17 protein-coding genes are annotated in these 18,922 nt (G+C 58.6%); 3 read left to right on the forward strand and 14 right to left on the reverse strand.

The window, feature by feature from the left end:
• Positions 1-30: 30 nt before the first annotated feature.
• The 12 genes from ACZRMS_RS14700 to ACZRMS_RS14755 form a co-directional block, all read right to left on the reverse strand.
• Positions 31-1,395 (reverse strand): UDP-glucose dehydrogenase family protein, encoded by a 1,365-nt coding sequence (locus ACZRMS_RS14700; protein ID WP_463995823.1) that lies wholly within the window; start codon positions 1,393-1,395, stop codon positions 31-33.
• Complete coding sequence (gene arnF, locus ACZRMS_RS14705) at positions 1,392-1,799, reverse strand: 4-amino-4-deoxy-L-arabinose-phosphoundecaprenol flippase subunit ArnF (RefSeq protein ID WP_463995824.1); 408 nt, start codon at positions 1,797-1,799, stop codon at positions 1,392-1,394. The genes ACZRMS_RS14700 and arnF overlap by 4 nt, the downstream gene beginning before the upstream one ends.
• Positions 1,796-2,140: a 4-amino-4-deoxy-L-arabinose-phosphoundecaprenol flippase subunit ArnE gene (arnE, locus tag ACZRMS_RS14710; RefSeq protein ID WP_463995825.1), complete on the reverse strand. Its 345-nt coding sequence runs from the start codon at positions 2,138-2,140 to the stop codon at positions 1,796-1,798. The genes arnF and arnE overlap by 4 nt, the downstream gene beginning before the upstream one ends.
• Positions 2,137-3,786 (reverse strand): lipid IV(A) 4-amino-4-deoxy-L-arabinosyltransferase, encoded by a 1,650-nt coding sequence (gene arnT / locus ACZRMS_RS14715; RefSeq protein ID WP_463995826.1) that lies wholly within the window; start codon positions 3,784-3,786, stop codon positions 2,137-2,139. Before arnT ends, arnE begins: the two co-directional genes overlap by 4 nt.
• Positions 3,783-4,667 carry a 4-deoxy-4-formamido-L-arabinose-phosphoundecaprenol deformylase gene (gene arnD / locus ACZRMS_RS14720; protein WP_463995827.1) on the reverse strand — a complete coding sequence of 295 codons (885 nt, stop codon included), beginning with the start codon at positions 4,665-4,667 and terminating at the stop codon, positions 3,783-3,785. The genes arnT and arnD overlap by 4 nt, the downstream gene beginning before the upstream one ends.
• The gene (arnA, locus tag ACZRMS_RS14725; RefSeq protein WP_463995828.1) at positions 4,667-6,658 is read right to left on the reverse strand and encodes a bifunctional UDP-4-amino-4-deoxy-L-arabinose formyltransferase/UDP-glucuronic acid oxidase ArnA; all 1,992 of its coding nucleotides are present in this window, start codon (positions 6,656-6,658) and stop codon (positions 4,667-4,669) included. The genes arnD and arnA overlap by 1 nt, the downstream gene beginning before the upstream one ends.
• Positions 6,655-7,668: an undecaprenyl-phosphate 4-deoxy-4-formamido-L-arabinose transferase gene (gene arnC / locus ACZRMS_RS14730; protein WP_463995829.1), complete on the reverse strand. Its 1,014-nt coding sequence runs from the start codon at positions 7,666-7,668 to the stop codon at positions 6,655-6,657. Before arnC ends, arnA begins: the two co-directional genes overlap by 4 nt.
• A 484-nt stretch (positions 7,669-8,152) precedes the next feature.
• Positions 8,153-8,977 carry an iron uptake system protein EfeO gene (efeO, locus tag ACZRMS_RS14735; RefSeq protein ID WP_463995830.1) on the reverse strand — a complete coding sequence of 275 codons (825 nt, stop codon included), beginning with the start codon at positions 8,975-8,977 and terminating at the stop codon, positions 8,153-8,155.
• A gap of 58 nt (positions 8,978-9,035) precedes the next feature.
• Positions 9,036-10,340, reverse strand: a complete 1,305-nt coding sequence (gene efeB / locus ACZRMS_RS14740; RefSeq protein WP_463995831.1) for an iron uptake transporter deferrochelatase/peroxidase subunit — start codon at positions 10,338-10,340, stop codon at positions 9,036-9,038.
• 17 nt (positions 10,341-10,357) lie between these two features.
• Positions 10,358-11,551, reverse strand: a complete 1,194-nt coding sequence (gene efeO / locus ACZRMS_RS14745; RefSeq protein WP_463995832.1) for an iron uptake system protein EfeO — start codon at positions 11,549-11,551, stop codon at positions 10,358-10,360.
• 8 nt (positions 11,552-11,559) lie between these two features.
• Positions 11,560-12,402 (reverse strand): iron uptake transporter permease EfeU, encoded by an 843-nt coding sequence (gene efeU / locus ACZRMS_RS14750; protein ID WP_463995833.1) that lies wholly within the window; start codon positions 12,400-12,402, stop codon positions 11,560-11,562.
• A gap of 286 nt (positions 12,403-12,688) precedes the next feature.
• Positions 12,689-13,699: a DNA-binding protein gene (locus ACZRMS_RS14755; protein WP_463995834.1), complete on the reverse strand. Its 1,011-nt coding sequence runs from the start codon at positions 13,697-13,699 to the stop codon at positions 12,689-12,691.
• A gap of 178 nt (positions 13,700-13,877) precedes the next feature.
• Between ACZRMS_RS14755 and ACZRMS_RS14760 the strand changes: the two genes are divergently transcribed.
• From ACZRMS_RS14760 to ahpF, 3 genes are all read left to right on the forward strand, one after another.
• Entirely contained in the window at positions 13,878-14,816 is a 939-nt protein-coding gene (locus tag ACZRMS_RS14760; RefSeq protein WP_463995835.1) for a site-specific integrase, read from the forward strand.
• Positions 14,817-15,008: 192 nt separating this feature from the next.
• Positions 15,009-15,572: an alkyl hydroperoxide reductase subunit C gene (ahpC, locus tag ACZRMS_RS14765; protein WP_003445433.1), complete on the forward strand. Its 564-nt coding sequence runs from the start codon at positions 15,009-15,011 to the stop codon at positions 15,570-15,572.
• Positions 15,573-15,700: 128 nt separating this feature from the next.
• Positions 15,701-17,254, forward strand: a complete 1,554-nt coding sequence (gene ahpF, locus ACZRMS_RS14770; RefSeq protein ID WP_463995836.1) for an alkyl hydroperoxide reductase subunit F — start codon at positions 15,701-15,703, stop codon at positions 17,252-17,254.
• A 55-nt stretch (positions 17,255-17,309) separates the two neighbouring features.
• Here the strand turns inward: ahpF and gloA are convergent, their stop codons facing one another.
• Together gloA and ACZRMS_RS14780 are read right to left on the reverse strand one after the other, a co-directional pair.
• Positions 17,310-17,831: a lactoylglutathione lyase gene (gene gloA, locus ACZRMS_RS14775; protein ID WP_463995837.1), complete on the reverse strand. Its 522-nt coding sequence runs from the start codon at positions 17,829-17,831 to the stop codon at positions 17,310-17,312.
• A gap of 552 nt (positions 17,832-18,383) precedes the next feature.
• On the reverse strand, positions 18,384-18,743 hold the full coding sequence (locus ACZRMS_RS14780) for a histone-like nucleoid-structuring protein, MvaT/MvaU family (protein ID WP_463995838.1): 360 nt from the start codon (positions 18,741-18,743) through the stop codon (positions 18,384-18,386).
• Positions 18,744-18,922 lie beyond the last annotated feature (179 nt).

Genomic DNA, 18,922 nt, shown 5'->3' on the forward strand with positions numbered 1-18,922 from the left:
ATTGTTGCCAATGGCGACGTGATTACCCAATCAAACGGCCGTTGCGCCCTGGGACACCGGCAAGTTGCACGATTCCCCCCGGCCCATCGGGAAGTACTGCAAGCCGATGCGCGCCAGGCGCTCACCTTCATACAGGTTGCGACCATCGAAAATCACCGGGGTCTTGAGGCGCTGCCTGATCAAGTCAAAGTCAGGAGCCTTGAATTGCTGCCACTCGGTACACACGATCAATGCGTCCGCACCGTTGAGCGTCGATTCCGGCGTGCCCATCAGGCTCAGGCGCGGTTCGTCGCCGTACAGGCGCTGGGTTTCCTGCATGGCTTCGGGGTCAAAGGCACGCACGTCGGCGCCCGCGGCCCACAAGGCTTGCATCAATACACGGCTTGGTGCGTCGCGCATGTCATCGGTATTGGGCTTGAACGCCAGGCCCCACAGGGCAAAGGTCTTGCCTTTAAGATCGCCCTTGAAGAACGCATTGATACGGTCGAACAACTTGTGTTTCTGGCGTTCGTTGATGGCTTCGACAGCCTGCAGCAGGTCGCTTGAGCAATTGACCTGCTGGGCGCTGTGGATCAGCGCGCGCATGTCTTTGGGGAAGCACGAACCGCCATAGCCGCAGCCAGGGTAAATGAAGTGATAGCCAATGCGGGTGTCGGCGCCGATGCCCAGGCGAACGGCTTCGATGTCGGCGCCCAGGTGCTCGGCCAGCTCGGCGATCTGGTTGATAAAGCTGATCTTGGTCGCCAGCATGCAGTTGGCGGCGTACTTGGTCAGTTCGGCGCTGCGCAGGTCCATGAAAATGATGCGGTCATGGTTGCGGTTGAAGGGTGCATAAAGGTCACGCATGACTTCACGCACTTCTTCGCGGGCGCAGCCGATGATGATGCGGTCAGGGCGACGGCAGTCGCTGACCGCCGAGCCTTCCTTGAGAAATTCAGGGTTCGAGACCACGTCGAATTGCAGCGAGCGTCCGGTCTGGTCCAGGGCTTTATTGATATGGGCGGTCAGCGCGTCGCCGGTGCCCACGGGTACGGTGGATTTCTCGACCAGAATCAGCGGTTCCTTGCGATGGCGGGCTACCGCGTCACCCACAGAGAACACCTGGCCCAGGTCAGCCGAACCGTCTTCGCTGGGCGGAGTGCCGACGGCGATGAACAGGACCTGGCCGTGTTCGATGGCGAGTTTTTCATCGCTGGTAAAGCGCAGGCGATTGCTCTCAAGGTTTTCACGCACCAGGCTGGAAAGCCCGGGCTCAAAAATGCTCACGTGCCCTTGTTGCAGCAACTCGACCTTCTTCTGGTCAATGTCCATGCAGATCACATCGTGGCCGACTTCCGCCAGTACCGTCGCCTGCACCAGGCCAACATAACCACTACCAATTACACTGATTTTCATGCGCAGTTCCTGGAACTTGGGGTACGTCGAGAGTTGATCGTAAGCACCCCCAGAATGACCAAGGTCACACCAAGGGTTTTTGAAAGCGTGAAGCTTTCATGGAAAATCGGCAGGCTTGCAGCCAGCAAATACACCAGCGCGTAGCTGATGCTCAACAGCGAGTACGCCCGGCCCAGCGGCAAGTCGCGCAGGGCCAGCAGCCAGCAGAGCATCGACAGTGCGTAGGCGACGATTGCGCCACACACCACGCCCAGGGCGACAAGTGACACGTCGCCCTGATTGATTGCGCTCAGCCATTGAGCCGGTTCCGGCAAGCGCGTCATGCTCCAGCGCATGCCCAGCTGGGCACCGCTGACCAGCAACACGCTGCCTGAGGCAAAGGCAAATCCACGGCGCAGGTTCATGCGTGTTGCCCCAGCAAAACCACCCCGGCAATCACCAGCCCGACGCCCAGCCAATGGCGCAGGTCGATGGCTTCTTTGAACAGGTAGCGGGCCACCAGGGTGATCAGTACAAAGTTGAGGCTGAGCATCGGGTAAGCAATCCCGACCTCAAGCCGTTGCAGCACCAGCAACCACACGAGCAAACCCAGGCCAAGGCACAGCAGTGCCAGCCACAACCAGGGCGAGCGCAGTTTTTGCGCCACCCCGGTGTCGATCCCGCGCCAGCCCTCGACCGCGTATTTCTGGGCGATCTGGCCGGCACAGGTCAGCAGGCAAGCCAGCAGCAGGAGTGTCAGGGTCATGGAGCGATCTGCGGGAAAATCAGAATCACCATGTTGCCTTCGTCATAGCGTTTTGCATCTTTGGGCAGCTCGTCCATTTCATGGCTTTCGTCGCTGTCCTTGACCCGCATTACTACGCCGACAGGACCCTGGCGGCGGGCGTCAATCATCCACTGGCCAATATCGGCCAGGCCGATGCTTTTGCCTTTGGCGTCGTCATAGGTCAGGCCGTATTTGACTTCGCCCTGGGTGTTGTAAAGCGTCACGTCCGGACGGCGCAGGCGCCAGGCAAGGGCAGAGGCCGCGCCCAGGTCGTTGCTTAGAAAGGTCCTGGCCTGGGACAGTTCGTCCATATGCTCAAGGATGAACTGGTCGGGCATCTTGTTGTGCACCACGCTGGTCGGCATGGCCGCAGGCAGGGCGAGCACCAGCACACCCATCGCCAGGGCAGGCGCAGCCCACATTTTCAGCGGTTTTGTCAGCGTCAGCAGGCTGGTCACGATCCACACCAGCAGCACGACGACCAGCAAGGCCATGTGTTGCGGTTCGTTTTCATAGAACGGCTGCTTGATCTGGAAGTAGACCAGGGCCAGCAACGCTGCGCTGCCGCCGATCAGGTTGACCAGACTATTGAAGCGCAAGGCTGACGTTTTGGCCTGTTCAACCCGCTGCATCATCGCGTGGCCTATCAACAGGGCCAGCGGTAGCATGCACGGCATGATGTAGGTCGGTAACTTACCCTTGCTCAGGCTGAACAAGCCCAGCGGCAGCAGCAACCACAGCAGCACGAACACGATGCTGGCATGGCCCTTGTTTTTCCAGGCGTCCTTGAAGGCAACGGGCAACAAGGCTGCCCACGGCAAGCTGGAAACAACCATCAACGGCAGATAGAACCACCACGGACGACCGTGCTGGGCGTCTTCACCGGCAAAGCGGCGGATGTGCTCGTGCCAGAAGAAGAAGCGCCAGTAATCGGGCTCCTGGGCGTGAACCGCGAGTACCCACGGCAGCGAGATGGCGGCGGCGACCAGCATGGCCACCAGGCCGTACTTGACCAGTTCCAGAAAACGCTTTTGCCAGATCATGTAGGGCAGGGCGATCAGCACGGGCAACAGCAGGGCCAGAAAGCCCTTGGTCATAAAGCCCATGCCGCAGGCAAAACCCAGTACGGCCCAGCTGATCAGGCGGTCGCGGGGGCGGGTGCTGTCAACGGCAAACCACAGCGCAACCATGCTCAGGTTGACCCACAGGGTGAACTGCGGATCGAGGTTGGAATAACCGGCCTGGCCTGCAATAAGGCCAAAGGTCATGTACACCAGGGCGCAGGCAAAACTTTTGCGCGGGTCATTCCACAAACGGCGGGCCACGGCATAGGCCAGAAACACGCTCAGGCCGGTGGCGATGGCGGACGCAATGCGCACGCCAAACAGGTTTTCACCAAAAATGGCCTGGCCGATGGCAATCATCCAGTAGCCGGCAATCGGCTTCTCGAAGTAACGCAAATCCATGAAGTGCGGGGTGATCCAGTTACCGTCGACCAGTATTTGCTGGCCGATTTGCGCATAGCGCGTTTCGTCAGGAATCCACAAGCCGTGGGTGCCCAGCGGCAACAGGTAAAACGCAATAAAGGCTAAAACCAGCAGCGGTATTGTCCAGCGTGTAGTCATGGTTGCTGCACTCCCAGCCAGCCTTCACGGCCTTCGAGCACTCCACGGCTCAACTGCCCGGCTGGCAGGCTGTTGAGGTCGTCGGGGAGCAAATCGCGCAAGGGTTGGAAGTGAATGTTGCGGGCACGGGCTTGAGCCAGTAATTGACGGAAGTCGTTAGCCATTAGAATCCCTTCTACTTCAGCATGGATGGTGTACGCGTTCAGCTTTTGCGGGCTGAAGCGATCAAGAATGTATGAGTTGAAATCGGCAGCACTGATCTGCGGTCCGGCCACTTCATCGAAGGTGGGTAAATCCACAGGGATTTGCGGCGCGCCCAGACTGCCGTCGGTCAACCTCGGCCGAAACAGACTGTGCCCGCGGCAATCACTGTTGTAACGAAAGCCAAAGGTTTGCTTGGCCTGGACGACGCGTTCATCGGCCCGCCAGCCGGCGGCGGCCGAACACTCGACGGCTTGCCCGGTGATGTCGCTCAACGTCTCGACACCACGGCGGATCTGCTCGATCAGTTGGGCCTCGCTCCAGCGGCCGGTATTGGCCTGCCAGCCATGGTGATCCCAGGCGTGCAGGCCAACTTCATGGCCGGCGGCCAGGGTCTGGCGCATCAAGTGCCCCAGATCCTTGCCGATCGGTTTGCCCGGCCAGGCGGTGCCGGCCAGCAAAATGTCCCAGCCGTACAAGCTGGCCGCCTTGGAGCGCATCATCTTCCAGAAAAACTGGGGCTTGATCAGCCGCCATAAATGGCGGCCCATGTTGTCCGGCCCCACGCTGAAAAAAAACGTGGCTTTGATCTGGGCTTCGTCGAGCAGTTCGAGTAGCCGCGGAACCCCCTCACGGGTTCCACGGTACGTGTCGACATCAATACGCAGTCCAGCTTGCATCAGCGTTTTTCCGCGATTTCTACCATGGCTTCACGCAGGAAGAAGTCCAGGGTCTTGCCAATGGTTTCGCTCAGCTCAGTGGTCGGCGTCCAGTCGATCAGGCGACGGGCGTTTTCAACACTTGGCTTGCGATGGCTGACGTCCTGATAACCGGTGCCGTAGAACGACTGGCTTTCAACGTCGCGGAAACCGGCAAACGGAGGGAAATTGGCACGCAACGGGTGAGCTTCGAACTGGCGCAGCAACTCTTCGCCCAGTTGACGAATGCTGGCTTCGTTATCCGGGTTGCCGATGTTGATGATCTGGCCATCGCACTTGCCACCCTTGTTGTCGATGATGCGTGCCAGGGCTTCGATACCGTCCGCCACGTCGGTGAAGCAGCGTTTTTGTTCGCCGCCGTCAACCAGACGGATCGGGGTGCCTTCCACCAGGTGCAGGATCAGCTGGGTGATTGCACGCGAGCTGCCAACCCGTGCCGAGTCCAGACGGTCCAGACGCGGGCCCATCCAGTTGAACGGACGGAACAGGGTGAACTTCAGGCCCTTGGTGCCGTAGGCCCAGATCACGCGGTCCAGCAGTTGCTTGGAAACCGAGTAGATCCAGCGCTGTTTGTTGATCGGGCCAACCACCAGGTTGGAGGTGTCTTCGTCGAAGTTCTTGTCCTGGCACATGCCATACACTTCGGACGTGGACGGGAAGATCACGCGCTTGTTGTACTTCACGCAGTAGCGGACCAGCTTGAGGTTTTCTTCGAAGTCCAGCTCGAAAACGCGCAACGGGTTGCGGGTGTATTCGATTGGCGTGGCGATGGCCACCAGCGGCAGGACCACGTCGCATTTTTTGATGTGGTATTCGATCCACTCGGTGTGGATGCTGATATCGCCTTCCACAAAGTGGAAGTTGGGGTGGCTGCGCAGGCGGTCGATGGCGTCGGAGCCGATGTCCAGACCGTACACTTCGTAGCGGTCGTCTTGCAGCAGGCGCTCTGACAGATGGTTACCGATAAAGCCGTTCACGCCAAGGATCAGGACGCGGGTGCGACGTGCCGGGCGACCGGACTCGCTGCCACGCAGGCGCGAACCTTCAACCAGACCCAGTTCACGGGCCAGTTGCGGGCCGCTCAGGTACAGGCCGTTGTCATTGCGCTGGCCGGCAGTGACGATCAGGGAGTCCTGGCCGCAGGCAATGCGCAGCGGGTCGCAGCTGATCACCTGGCCAGGGGCATGGCCCTGATTGCCGGCAACCACTTCGGCGCCCCAGACAATCAGTTTGTGCTCGCCCACGGCGCAGAAGGCGCCCGGGTATGGTTGGGTAACAGCGCGAACCAGGTTGAACAGTTCTTCGGCCGGACGGCTCCATTGCAGCAGGCCATCTGCCGCGGTGCGGCGACCGACGTAAGTGGCCTTGGATTCGTCTTGCGGGGTTTCCTGGAGCTTGCCTTCAGGCAGCAGCGGCAAGGCTTCGGCCAGCAGTTGAGCGGCGGTCTCGCGCAGTTTGGCGTGCAGGCTCAGTGCGGTGTCGGAACGCTCGATGCTGATGCGTTGCTGGGCCAGGATGGCACCAGCGTCGGCACGCTTGACCATGCGGTGCAGGGTTACGCCGGTTTCGGTTTCGCCGTTGACCAGCACCCAGTTGGCCGGTGCGCGGCCACGGTAGCGCGGCAGCAACGAACCGTGCAGGTTGAAAGCACCCTTGCTGACGCTGGACAGCAGTTCTTCGCCCAACAGGTTGCGGTAGTAGAACGAGAAAATGTAATCGGCGTTCAGCTTGCGGATACGCTCGATCCACAGTGGGTGGTTGGCGTCTTCCGGCGCGTGTACCGGGATGCCTTTACGGGCGCACAGTTGGGCAACCGAAGCGTAAAAGTTATTTTCCTTGGGGTCGTCAGCATGGGTAAACACAGCAGCAATTTCATAACCTGCATTGAGCAAGGCTTCGATGCCTGTGCAGCCAATATCGTGATAGGCGAAAACAACGGCTTTCAAACTCATGATTGGACCTGTGCGGAAGTAGAGGAAGTCTGGTTGCTAGTTGGAACGGAAGAAGTTGCAGGTTCGGCGCGAACGATTTTCTCAATGAAAAACCGTGGCCGGGCCCGCACATCGCTGTACATGCGACCCAGGTATTCACCCAGTAGCCCCATGCCGATAAATTGCCCGCCGGTGAATACAAACAGCACCGCAAACAGTACGAAAGTACCGTGGCCGGCCCAGGAGGCGCCGAAGATCAGGCGCAACATGACCAGCGTAATGGCGAACAGCACGCCCAGTACCGCCATGCTGAAACCGAGAATGCTCAGCAGGCGCAACGGGGTGGTGGTCATGCATGTGATCAGGTCGAACATCAGGTTGATCAGGCGCATCGGGCTGTACTTGGAGTCACCGTGTTCGCGCTCGGCATGCTCTACCAGCACTTCAGTGGTATGACGGGCAAAGCTGTTGGCGAGAATCGGGATAAAGGTACTGCGTTCGCGACAGGCCAGCATGGCGTCGACGATGGAGCGGCGATAGGCGCGCAGCATGCAGCCGTAGTCGCTCATGGCTACGCCGGTGGAACGTTGCACGGCCAGGTTGATCACGCGCGAAGGCCAGCGGCGCCAGGCGGAGTCCTGACGGTTGTTGCGCACGGTGCCGACCACGTCGTAACCCAGTGCCGCTTGTGCGACCAGGCGCGGAATTTCTTCCGGCGGGTTCTGCAGGTCGGCATCGAGGGTAATGATCACATCGCCTTTGGAGTGCTCAAAACCGGCCATGATCGCGGCATGTTGCCCGTAGTTGCGGTTGAGGATCACCGCGACAACGTGGCTGCCTTCACGCTCGGCCGCTTCTTCAAGCAGTTGCGCCGACCTGTCCCGGCTGCCGTCATCGACCAGCACGATTTCATAGGCCTGGCTCAACTGCGCACAGGCCGCTTCAGTGCGGCGCAGGAGTTCGGGCAAGCTCTCTTCTTCGTTGTAGACCGGGATGACGATCGACACACACTGGATAGGGTAGGGTTTCAAAGTATTCGTTCCAGTCAGTTTCAATGGCACAAGACGACATGTCTGAGTCGGCCCCACTCAAGCGCACTTTTAGAGGCTCGCGCTCTTCACGAGTAAAGACTATTACTTACAAACGTAAAGATAATAAATTGCGTTATCTACATGATTTTCCTGCTAACCCCAGGGGGTTTCCCTATGAGGCAGGGGTATACGTTAAACGCAACTTTGTGAAAAACCTATGAAAGTTAGATCAACAGTCCATGTTTTCTAAACACTAGACAGGTGCTATTCAGGAATAGCCTTTATAAGGGTCAACGCTGATCTTTCGACGGTGACAGCGCCTGTCTGACGTGGGTAGATTCTTACACCAATTGTACGAATTAGAACAGTTATTCAAGGCAGTAAATAAAAAAAGGCAGGGCTTTGTTAGAGCAAAACTATCGTAGCGCCAACCTGCGGATATGTGACGCATGTCACATCGGTTGGCGCTGTCAAAAGACGTTGGTTAATTCAAACCCAGCTTGCCGCGCAGGGTCGACAAGTCTTCGGCCAGGGTATTGACCGGGCCGATCAGCGCCTTGCGATCGTTGTCCTTGACCTTGTCGTAGGTTTCAAAACCACCGTCGGCGGTTTTGTACTTGGCCAGGATCTTGTTAACCGTGGCGAAGTTTTTATCCACCTTGGCCGCAAAGGCCTTGTCGCTCTGTTCGATTTGCGCGCGGAACAGGTCGAAGATCTTTTTCGCGCCGTCCACGTTGCCCTGGAAGTCATACAGGTCGGTGTGGCTGTAGCGGTCTTCCTCGCCGGAAATCTTGGTGGCGGCCACTTCTTCCATCAGGGCTGCGGCACCGCCGACGACTTTTTCGGGCGGGAAGGTCAGCCCGGCGACTCGGGTTTGCAGGTCTTTCACATCGTTGTTCAGGCCGTCGGCCAACTGATCAAGACCTTGGGTGCTGTTCTCGGAGAACAGCCCGTATTCGATGCGGTGAAAGCCGGTGAAGTCGGGGGCGGTTACGCCTTTTTCGTGGTCATCGACCCGGGAATCGATCGAGGCATCAAGGTCGCTGAACAGCTCGGCAATCGGTTCGATCGACTCGTAGTACACCCGGGTCGGTGCGTAGAGTTTTTTGGCCGTGGCCAGGTCGCCTTTTTTCACGGCATCGGTGAATTTCTGCGTGTTGCTGCCCAGCTCATCCAGTTGCTCGGTGACGTAGATTTTGTAGTCCGAAACAGGTTGCACCAGGTCCAGTGGTGCGGTTGCAGCCAGTGCCGAGAGCGGGGTGTGGAGCAAACCCAGGGCCAGGAACAGTGCGAGCGGCGTCTTCTTCATGGGACTTTTTCCGGTTGGTTGAGGGGGTATTTGCATCTGCTTGCGCAAGGAGTTCGCGCTAAGCACTGGCATCGAGCAAGGCGCGGCCAATGAAGTCCTGGTCACTGCGCACGCCCGGCAGGGTGAAGAAATAGCCGCCGCCCACCGGCTTGAGGTATTCCTCCAGCGGTTCGCCGTTGAGGCGGGTTTGTACGGCGATGAAGCCTTTGTCCAGATCGCTCTGGTAACAGATGAACAGCAGGCCCATGTCCAGCTGGCCGTTCTTGTTGACCCCGTTGGAGTAGTTGAATGGCCGGCGCAGGATCAGGCTGTCGCGCGTTTCGTGGGTGCGCGGGTTGGCCAGGCGGATATGGGCGTCCAGCTTGGTGATTTTGCCGTGGGGGTCTTTGCTGTAATCCGGTACATCGGTTTCGCGGGTGCCGTCCATGGGGGCGCCACTGGCCTTGTTGCGGCCGAAGATGCTTTGTTGCTCTTGCAGTGGCGTGCGGTCCCAGCGCTCGACGAAATTACGGATGATGCGCACCGCCTGGTAGCTGCCGTTGACCGCCCAGGCGGGCTCGTCGCTACCGGGTTGGACCCAGACAGTCCGGTTCATTGCCGTGCCGTCGTTGGAGTCGGGGTTGGCCGAACCGTCGCGAAAACCCAGGAAGTTGCGCGCGCTTTGCGCCGGTTCGCCGGGTTTGGTCGGGGCTTGTGGCGGTACGGTGCCTTCTTGTTTCCAGCGCACCAGCAGCAAGTCGGGCAGGTTTTTTACGATGTCACGCAGGGCGTGAATGTTGGTATCGGCGGTATTGGCGCAAAACTGCAGGCTCAGATCGCCGTGGCATTGCGCAGGATCCAGTGCGTCATTGGGAAATCCCTGCATGCGGCTCAGGCGCTTGGGCTTGATGGGCGACAGGCCGAAGCGCTCATCAAACAGGGATTCGCCCACCGACACCGTGACCGTCAAGTTATCCGGGGTTACGACCGGGCCGAGAATGCCTGAGTCAACCGGTGGCAGCCTGGGGTCGACCTGAGGCACCGGGCCGCCCTTCATCAGGAAGGCAATGCGCTCGTTCAGGGTGCGGAACAGGCGCTCCAGATCTTCACGGTCTGCGGCCAGCACATCGAAGGCCGCCAGCATGCCAGCGGCCGGGCGCGGGGTGACAATGCCGTTTTGGTGCTGGCCGGTAAAGTCGTGATGATCCCGGGTTTTGTCGCTGCTGGGCGCCTGGGTCACCTGCGCGTTTGCCGGGCTGCTCGCCGCCATGGCCGGACAGCTCAGGGCTCCACCGGCCAGCGCCGCACCTGCGACCCCCATGCCCATAAGGATGCGACGGCGTTGCAGATTGAATGAATCGGGGTTTTGTTCTGAATCGCTCATGTGCGTCTCGTCTGCAATTACAGGCCGCTAAGGCCGAGGGCGGGATCGATTCCATCGAATGCATCGGCCACAGCCTTGGCCTTGTTACTGATTTGTTGGCGCTGTTGGGCGCTGACCGTGTCGTAGGTGCGGTAGCCCTGCGGGGTTTTCAGGCCATTGAGTTCGGCTTCAAACGAAGCTCCGGCGCTATCGAGGGTGTGCAGCAGGTCGGGATTTTTCCTGGTCAGTAACGGGCGCAGCAGATCAACTACCTTGCGCGAGGCTTGCAGGTTGGCGGCAAAGCCATTGAGGTCGATATGGCTATAGCGCTCTTCTTCGCCGCTGTTGGCGCGGCTATCAGCCAGGTTGTGCAGGGTGCGGGCAACAATGCTGACCAGTTGCTCGGGGGGGAGCGATTGCGCCAGCAGTTGTTGCTTGAGTTGCACGGCGTTGGCTTGCAGTTGCCGGGCAATCGGCGCCAGGCCCTGTGTGCTGCGCTGATCGAACAGGCCGTACTCCAGGCGATGGAAACCGGTGAAGCCGGGGTCCTGCTCGCGTTTTTCGAAGTAGTCGGCACGGGCGTTGATGGCGTTATCCAGTTCGGCCAGTCGTTGCGCCGCCGGGGCCAGTCGCTGATACGCCTCGCGCGCGGGGATATATAAAGCCTGTGCCTGTTGCAGATCACCGGCGGCAATGGCTAGGGACAGTGCATCCGCGGCCTTGATCAGTGCCGTGCCCTGGGTGCTCAGGTAAACCCGGAACTCTGACAACGGGCCGATAAACGCCACCATCGATGGGCGCGCATTGGCGCTGGCCTCGGACGCGGCAGTCGGCGTCACGTGCAGCGTACCGCGGGGGTTGCTGAGCAGGCCGCAGGTGATGGCGTAATCCCCGGGTGCCAGAGTTGCGTTGATCACCTGGCTCAGGCCCGGAGCGATGTTTTCGCGCTCTTCGACTACCAGCACGCCGTCGAGAATTTCCCATTCGACCGCCCGTTCCGAGGCGTTGACGATACGAAAGCTGTTGAAGCCGGCCGGTACGGTCAGAGCATTGGGTTCGCAGCTATGGGGGTGAATGGTGACTGTGACTTCGTTGCCGTGGGCCTTGCGCTTGGCCGCAGCCAGTTGCGAGGCGTAGTAGAACAACCCGCCGGCCGCGATCATCACGATCACCGAGCCGGCCACCGCCCAGCGCAATGCGCGTGGGGGGGTACCGCTTGCAGGGGTAGGCATGCTTGACCTTATGGGTTTGTTACGGAGGAAGTGCGTGTGGTGGTGGTCGGCGCTGGCGGGCGAAAGAACATCGCCAGCGTCACTACCAGATAGATCACATAGGCGCCGAGCACGCTGACTGTTGGCGCGTCCTGATAGCCGAACATGCCGGCCAGTACGGAGCCCAGCGGGCCGTCCATCGGCAGGTGTGCATTAATGTCGAACACCACATCTTGCAGGTGGTTCCACAGGCCGGCTTCATGGAGGGCTTGCACCGAGTTGGCCAGAATGCCCGCGGCAACCACCAGAATAAAGAGCCCGGTCCAGCGGAAGAACAGGCCCAGGTTCAAGCGCATGCTGCCGCTGTAAATCGCAAAGCCCACAAGGATTGCCAGCACCAGGCCGAGCAGGGCGCCCAGTGGAGCCGCCGGGCCTTCGCTTTGCTGGAAGACGGCGAGCAGAAAGAACACGGTTTCCAGCCCTTCACGGGCGACCGCAAAGAACACCATGGCAATCAGTGCGGTGACCTGGTGTTTGGAACCGGCGAGGGCGTGATCAAGGGAGGTGTGCAGAGAGTGTTTGATGGAACGCGCCACCTTGCGCATCCAGAACACCATTGAGCTGAGGATGCCAACGGCAATCAGGCCGACAATGCCTTCGAACAGTTCCTGTTGTTTTTGCGGGAATTCGGCGCTCATCAGTTCCAGGCCGCCGCCCACCAGCAGCGACAATGCGGCGGCCAGGAACACTCCGATCCACACGGCGGGCATCCACTGCCCGCGTCCGGTTTGCTTGAGGTAACTGGCAATGATGCCGACGATAAGTGCGGCCTCAATCCCTTCGCGCAGCATGATCAGAAATGGAACCAGCATGGAGAAAGCCCGCGTCACTAATTAGTTAGGGAGCTAATTTGTAACATATTGATACGTATTTACAAACAAGAATTGATTGCATTGCTGAACGGTTGCTGAACGGAAAGTTGCGCCGGAAGCGCTGAGCGGGTGGGAGTGAGCTTGCTCACTAAGGTATCGCTGCGGTGTGTCAGCCAGGCTGGGTTGTCCGCATCGCAGGCAAGCCAGCTCCCGCAGATATGGCGCTGACCTTGTGGGAGCGAGCCTGCTCGCGATTGTGTAGCTGCGGTCAGTCAGTAGAACCGAGTCATGGCTTTTTCGCCTCGTCGTCTGCCGCATCTGGCTGGTGGTTAAGTGCTTTCAGGGTTTGCAGTGCGGCCTCGGCTGTCATTGCTCTCAGGGTCAGTGCGGCAGTGGCTTCTTGCGCCTGGTTTTGTGCTTGCTTCAAGCCTTCACCTTCTTGCATGGCCACCCGCAGACGCTCCTGAAGCAGAGTGCAGTCGTTTTGAAGTTGACTCAGTTGGCCGCTCAGTTGCCCGTTGAGCTTGCTGAGTTTGTGCTGCTGATCGCTGGCCTGGTTCAGTTCTTTGCTCAGTGCACGGCTCTCGCTCAGCACGCGCTCGTTGTCACGATGCAGCTGGGTGATCTCATCCTGGCGTACCAGCGCGCTTTGCTGGGCCTGGCGCAGTTCCATCTGGACTTGCTGCAATTGTCCTTCGTGGCGACGCTGATCCTGTTCGCGCTGTTCCTTGACGGCGCTGCGGTAGTGCTCGAGGGCGTCGCGGGCGTGCAGGTGTTTCTCTTCCAGTGAGCGAATTTGCTCGTCGCGGTCCTTGAGGCGCAGCTCAAAATCGCTGCAGGCCTGATTCAGTGCGGCGTTGCGGGTCTGCTCGGTTTGCAGCATGGAGCGGGTGGATTCCAGGTTTGCCGTTTCCTGGCTTAGCGCATTGCCCTGTATCTCAAGCTGCTGCTGGAGGTGTAGTTGCGCCTGTTGCGCGTCGGCCAGCTGCTCCTGCAGCCCGGTCTTCAACTGTTCGTAATGCGCCTGGGCCCGGTCGATGGGCTCTTGCGCCTGTTCCTGCAGGCGCTGGGCGAGGCGGGCGACCAGTTCGGTCAGCTCGTCATCGATCTGCTCACGAGGAGCGCCTCGGCGCGTATCCGCCTCGTCCAGCTCTTTGAGATAGCGATGGATGGTGGTTTTCGATCCGGTGTTTCCCATCTCGATACGTACCGCATCAATGCTTGGGTGTTCACCGCGGGCCAGGATCGCCGTGCGCGCAATTTGAACAACCGCTTTGTTTACGCCGCCACGGGCCATGGTGATCTCCTACGATTATGTACTGTGGTATGTATCATGTAATTACATACTATATGAGTGCGTTAATTTTGTCTTTATTTGTGATTTATGATGCGGGATATACTGGTATTATCCCGTGCTAGAGCCTTTAAACTGCTTTTAAGGCCCGTTTTCAGTACGCCAATCAAGAGAACTGCCCATGAGCGAGCTGGATCGCTACTTGAATGCCGCGACCCGCGACAACACCCGCCGTAGCTATCGGGCTGCCATCGAGCACTTCGAAGTGACCTGGGGCGGGTTCCTGCCGGCCACCAGTGACAGCGTGGCGCGCTACCTGGTGGCCCATGCCGGCCAGCTCTCGATCAACACGTTGAAGCTGCGCCTGTCGGCCATCGCCCAGTGGCATAACAGTCAGGGTTTCGCCGACCCGACCAAGGCTCCGGTGGTGCGCAAGGTATTCAAGGGCATCCGCGCCTTGCATCCGGCGCAAGAGAAGCAGGCCGAGCCGTTGCAGTTGCAGCATCTGGAGAAGGTGGTCGACTGGCTTGAAGGCGAAGCGCTGGCGGCGCAGGCCAGCGACGACCGGCCGGCGTTGTTGCGCGCCAGGCGCGATGCGGCATTGATACTGCTGGGGTTCTGGCGCGGGTTTCGAAGCGATGAGCTGTGCCGCTTGCAGATCGAGCATGTACAGGCAGTCGCAGGCTCAGGCATTACGCTGTACCTGCCGCGCAGCAAAAGTGACCGCGACAACCTGGGCAAGACCTTCCAGACCCCGGCGCTGCTGCGGCTGTGCCCGGTGCGGGCCTATATCGAGTGGCTCAATACCGCCGCCCTGGTGCGCGGCCCTGTGTTCCGGGGGATCGACCGCTGGGGCAATCTGGGCGAGGAGGGGTTGCATGCCAATAGCGTGATCCCCTTGTTGCGCCAGGCGCTGGAGCGCGCCGGCATCCCCGCCGAGCAATACACCAGCCACTCGCTGCGTCGCGGTTTTGCAACGTGGGCGCATCAAAGTGGCTGGGATTTGAAGTCGCTGATGAATTACGTCGGCTGGAAGGACGTCAAGTCAGCCATGCGCTATGTTGAAGCGACCCCGTTTACGGGGATGAGCATGATGGCCGAGAAACAAATTGGTAACTGATCCGTGTCAAGTTGAAAGCCTGAGCGATGGCCCATATTTGGAAGGAGTGTTTTAGCGTTAGCTTTCTTCTATCTATAACGTCACCTGATAGCTAAAACCAATCGCGAGCATCAGCTTTGCCAATGAGCCAGATATGTAATGTGTTGTTAGGATTCACCTCATCAACTTTTCAACCCTGACGGAGAGTCAACGATGCCTATCATCAACAGCCATGTAAAACCGTTCAAAGCAACTGCCTACAAAAACGGCAGCTTCGTGGAAGTCTCGGACGCTGACCTGAAAGGCAAGTGGTCGGTGGTGTTCTTCTACCCGGCCGACTTCACGTTCGTTTGCCCGACTGAGCTGGAAGACCTCGCTGACAACTACGAAGAGTTCAAGAAACTCGGCGTCGAGATCTACAGCGTTTCGACCGACACCCACTTTGCTCACGCTGCCTGGCACAACACTTCGCCAGCCATCGGCAAAATTCAGTACACCATGATCGGCGACCCTACGCTGACCATCTCCCGCAACTTCGACGTGCTGATCGAAGAAGCAGGCCTGGCTGACCGCGGTACGTTCGTGATCAACCCGGAAGGTCAGATCAAGATCGTTGAGCTGAACGACGGCGGCGTTGGCCGTGACGCATCCGAGCTGCTGCGCAAAATCAAGGCCGCTCAGTACGTCGCTGCCCACCCGGGCGAAGTTTGCCCGGCCAAATGGAAAGAAGGTGAATCCACCCTGGCTCCATCGCTTGACCTGGTCGGCAAGATCTAAGTCTGTGAATCAGGCTGGGGCGGTGATCCGCACCTGAGTAGTAAGCAGCATCGCCCTCAAAACGCCCGGGCGACATTCGCTCGGGCGTTTTTTTTTACAGAATTCAGTATTAAAAGGAGATCGCCCGTATGTTGGACGCCAATCTAAAAGCACAGTTGAAGTCATACCTGGAGCGGGTCACACAGCCGATCGAGATTGTTGCTTCTCTCGACGACGGTGCGAAATCCCGTGAAATGCACGACCTGTTAAAAGAAGTCGCCAGCCTTTCCAGCATGATTACCCTGCTGGACAACGGTAACGATGCGCGCAAACCTTCGTTCTCGCTGAACCGCCCGGGCGGCGATATCAGCCTGCGTTTTGCAGGCATCCCGATGGGCCACGAATTCACTTCGCTGGTGCTGGCCTTGCTGCAAGTGGGCGGCCACCCATCGAAAGCCAGTAGCGAAGTCATTGAACAGATCCGCTCCCTGAAGGGCGAGTTCAACTTCGAAACCTATTTCTCGCTGTCATGCCAGAACTGCCCGGACGTGGTGCAGGCGCTGAACCTGATGGCTGTGCTGAACCCCAACATTCGCCACGTAGCGATTGACGGCGCCTTGTTCCAGGACGAGGTCAATGATCGTCAAGTGATGGCGGTACCCAGCGTTTACCTGAACGGGGTCAACTTCGGTCAGGGCCGCATGGGGCTGGAAGAGATTCTGGGCAAGCTGGACACCAGCGCCATCGAACGCCAGGCCGAAAAAATCAGCGCCAAGGATGCCTTTGACGTGCTGGTGATCGGTGGCGGCCCGGCCGGTGCCGCAGCGGCCATTTATGCTGCACGTAAAGGCATTCGCACCGGTGTGGCCGCTGAGCGTTTTGGCGGTCAGGTGCTGGACACCATGGCCATCGAAAACTTTATCTCGGTTCAGGAAACTGAAGGGCCGAAGCTTGCGACCGCGCTTGAAGAACACGTCAAGCAGTACGACGTGGACATCATGAACCTGCAACGCGCCGACAAGCTGATCCCGGGCAAGTCGGGCGAGCTGCACCAGGTCAACTTTGCAAGTGGTGCTTCGCTCAAGGCCAAGACCGTAATCCTGGCCACCGGTGCCCGCTGGCGTGAAATGAATGTACCCGGTGAGCAGGAATACCGCAGTCGCGGCGTTGCTTACTGCCCGCACTGCGACGGCCCGCTGTTCAAGGGCAAACGAGTTGCGGTGATCGGTGGCGGCAACTCCGGCGTCGAAGCGGCTATCGACCTGGCGGGTATCGTTGCTCACGTGACCCTGCTTGAGTTCGATACCAAGCTGCGCGCCGATGCCGTGCTGCAACGCAAGCTGCACAGCTTGCCTAACGTGAAGGTCATCACCAACGCTCAAACCACCGAAGTGATCGGTGACGGGCAGAAAGTCAGCGGTCTGCGCTACAAGGATCGTCAGTCGGGTGATGTGCACACGGTCGAGCTGGAAGGCATCTTTGTGCAAATCGGCCTGCTGCCAAACACGGATTGGCTCAAGGGCACAGTCGAGTTGTCGCCGCGCGGTGAGATCGTTGTCGATGCTCGCGGTGAAACGTCCATCCCCGGCATTTTCGCGGCCGGTGACGTGACCACCGTGCCTTACAAGCAGATCGTGATCGCAGTAGGCGAGGGCGCAAAAGCATCGCTGAGTGCGTTCGACTATTTGATCCGCTCCGAGTAACCGCCAGCCATAAAAAAACCCATGAGCGATCATGGGTTTTTTTTGCGCCCGATATTTACATCGGTTGCGGCTGGATGATCTCGACCCAGTAACCGTCCGGGTCTTTGACGAATGCCAGTGACTTCATGCGGCCGTCGTTCAGGCGCTTCTGGAAATCCACACCCAGGGCTTCGAAACGTTCGCAGGCGGCACGGATGTCCGGCACCGAAATACAGATATGGCCAAAACCACGAGGGTCAGTGTTGCCGTTGTGGTAGACCACGCTGTCGTCGGTTTCCGAACCGTGGTTGTGGGTCAGCTCAAGGATGCCGGGGATCGACTTCATCCACAGTGTGCGCGCGGCGTCGTCAGCAGGGATCTGTGCCTTGTCGACCAGTGCCAGGAAGTACAGGCTGAATTCGGCCTCAGGGAAGTCACGCTTCTCGACCAGCGAGAAACCCAGGACGCGGGTATAGAAGTCCAGGGATTTTTCGATGTTCTTCACACGCAGCATGGTGTGGTTGAACACGAAGTTTTGGGTAGCGCTGTCTGGTGCGGCGGTTACGCCAGGGATGTTGTTCAGGTCTTGCAGGCTCATGAACCCTCCGAAAATGATGCGTAGGTGATCGGTCGCTACGGTGAGCGTGATGGGGGAATGATACGGAATGTGACGTCATGCGCCAAACCCGTTTTCAGGGGGTGGGGCATGCCTGCACTGCGACACGCGGGGAGAGGTCTGGCAAATCGCAGGCAAAAAGAAGCCCGCCGAAGCGGGCATGGGGCGCTAGTCCTTTAGCAGCCCCTATCCTGTGACCATCCATGTGAAAAAATTGTGAAGCGCCGCACTCTTTACGACCTTTCGGTTGCACGGGCTGCATAATCAGACAATTCCTATAAAGTATTAGTACTTTAGCGCAGGGTTATTCATGTTCAGGCGGGTAATCCCGGGCATTAACCAATGCCTATGATTGAGCAGGCTGCGGGGTGTTCAAGTTTTACTGTGGGCGCGGGTACTAACTGATGCGTGCAAGTGGAGGGCAATTGAACCGTTTTGAATATGTTTGTGTCATTGCATTCGATTAACTTGAGCCACATTGTTGCCAGGCATGAAAAAGCCCTGTGCAGACAGGGCTTTGATTGAGTGCAGACTTCAGGCGCGAAGCCAGGAATCTACCGTGTCTGCGCCGTACTCTTCTTTCCAGGCTTTAAGGCCGCGATGATTACCGCCTTTGGTTTCTATCAGTTCGCCAGTGTGGGGGTTCTGGTACACCTTCAATACGCGTGCCTTGCGCTGTTTTGGCGCCGCCGCACCCCTTGCAGCGGAGGGTTTTGGGTCAAGAATGGCGATGACGTCACGAAGGTTTTTGCCGTAGGTTTTCATCAGGCCCAGCAGCTTTTGTTCGAACTCGATTTCCTTTCTCAGCCCGGCGTCATTCTTCAGGGCTTCCAATTGAGCCAGTTGTTCTTGAAGTGCCTTTTCAGCAGCGCGAAACTCAGCAAGTCTAGACAAAGTCATTACTCCATTCGTAGGATCGGCGGCGTGAGGCCGAAGCGAATTAATGATGTTTGGAATGCACAAGACAGGCAGGTCGACTGTCCAGAAAGTTCACCTGTACGAGCGAGCCCTTTGAAGCAAATATTTAAAAATGTTACGCAGACAAAAAAATTGTAGTTGTTAATTCATGCACT

Source organism: Pseudomonas sp. B424 (assembly GCF_055408345.1).

Coding starts and splice junctions, on each gene's coding strand:
- ACZRMS_RS14700 (WP_463995823.1), bottom strand. CDS start 1,395: ATGAAAATCAGTGTAATTGGTAGTGGTTATGTTGGCCTGGTGCAGGCG.
- arnF (WP_463995824.1), bottom strand. CDS start 1,799: ATGAACCTGCGCCGTGGATTTGCCTTTGCCTCAGGCAGCGTGTTGCTG.
- arnE (WP_463995825.1), bottom strand. CDS start 2,140: ATGACCCTGACACTCCTGCTGCTGGCTTGCCTGCTGACCTGTGCCGGC.
- arnT (WP_463995826.1), bottom strand. CDS start 3,786: ATGACTACACGCTGGACAATACCGCTGCTGGTTTTAGCCTTTATTGCG.
- arnD (WP_463995827.1), bottom strand. CDS start 4,667: ATGCAAGCTGGACTGCGTATTGATGTCGACACGTACCGTGGAACCCGT.
- arnA (WP_463995828.1), bottom strand. CDS start 6,658: ATGAGTTTGAAAGCCGTTGTTTTCGCCTATCACGATATTGGCTGCACA.
- efeO (WP_463995830.1), bottom strand. CDS start 8,977: ATGAAGAAGACGCCGCTCGCACTGTTCCTGGCCCTGGGTTTGCTCCAC.
- efeB (WP_463995831.1), bottom strand. CDS start 10,340: ATGAGCGATTCAGAACAAAACCCCGATTCATTCAATCTGCAACGCCGT.
- efeO (WP_463995832.1), bottom strand. CDS start 11,551: ATGCCTACCCCTGCAAGCGGTACCCCCCCACGCGCATTGCGCTGGGCG.
- efeU (WP_463995833.1), bottom strand. CDS start 12,402: ATGCTGGTTCCATTTCTGATCATGCTGCGCGAAGGGATTGAGGCCGCA.
- ACZRMS_RS14755 (WP_463995834.1), bottom strand. CDS start 13,699: ATGGCCCGTGGCGGCGTAAACAAAGCGGTTGTTCAAATTGCGCGCACG.
- ACZRMS_RS14760 (WP_463995835.1), top strand. CDS start 13,878: ATGAGCGAGCTGGATCGCTACTTGAATGCCGCGACCCGCGACAACACC.
- ahpC (WP_003445433.1), top strand. CDS start 15,009: ATGCCTATCATCAACAGCCATGTAAAACCGTTCAAAGCAACTGCCTAC.
- ahpF (WP_463995836.1), top strand. CDS start 15,701: ATGTTGGACGCCAATCTAAAAGCACAGTTGAAGTCATACCTGGAGCGG.
- gloA (WP_463995837.1), bottom strand. CDS start 17,831: ATGAGCCTGCAAGACCTGAACAACATCCCTGGCGTAACCGCCGCACCA.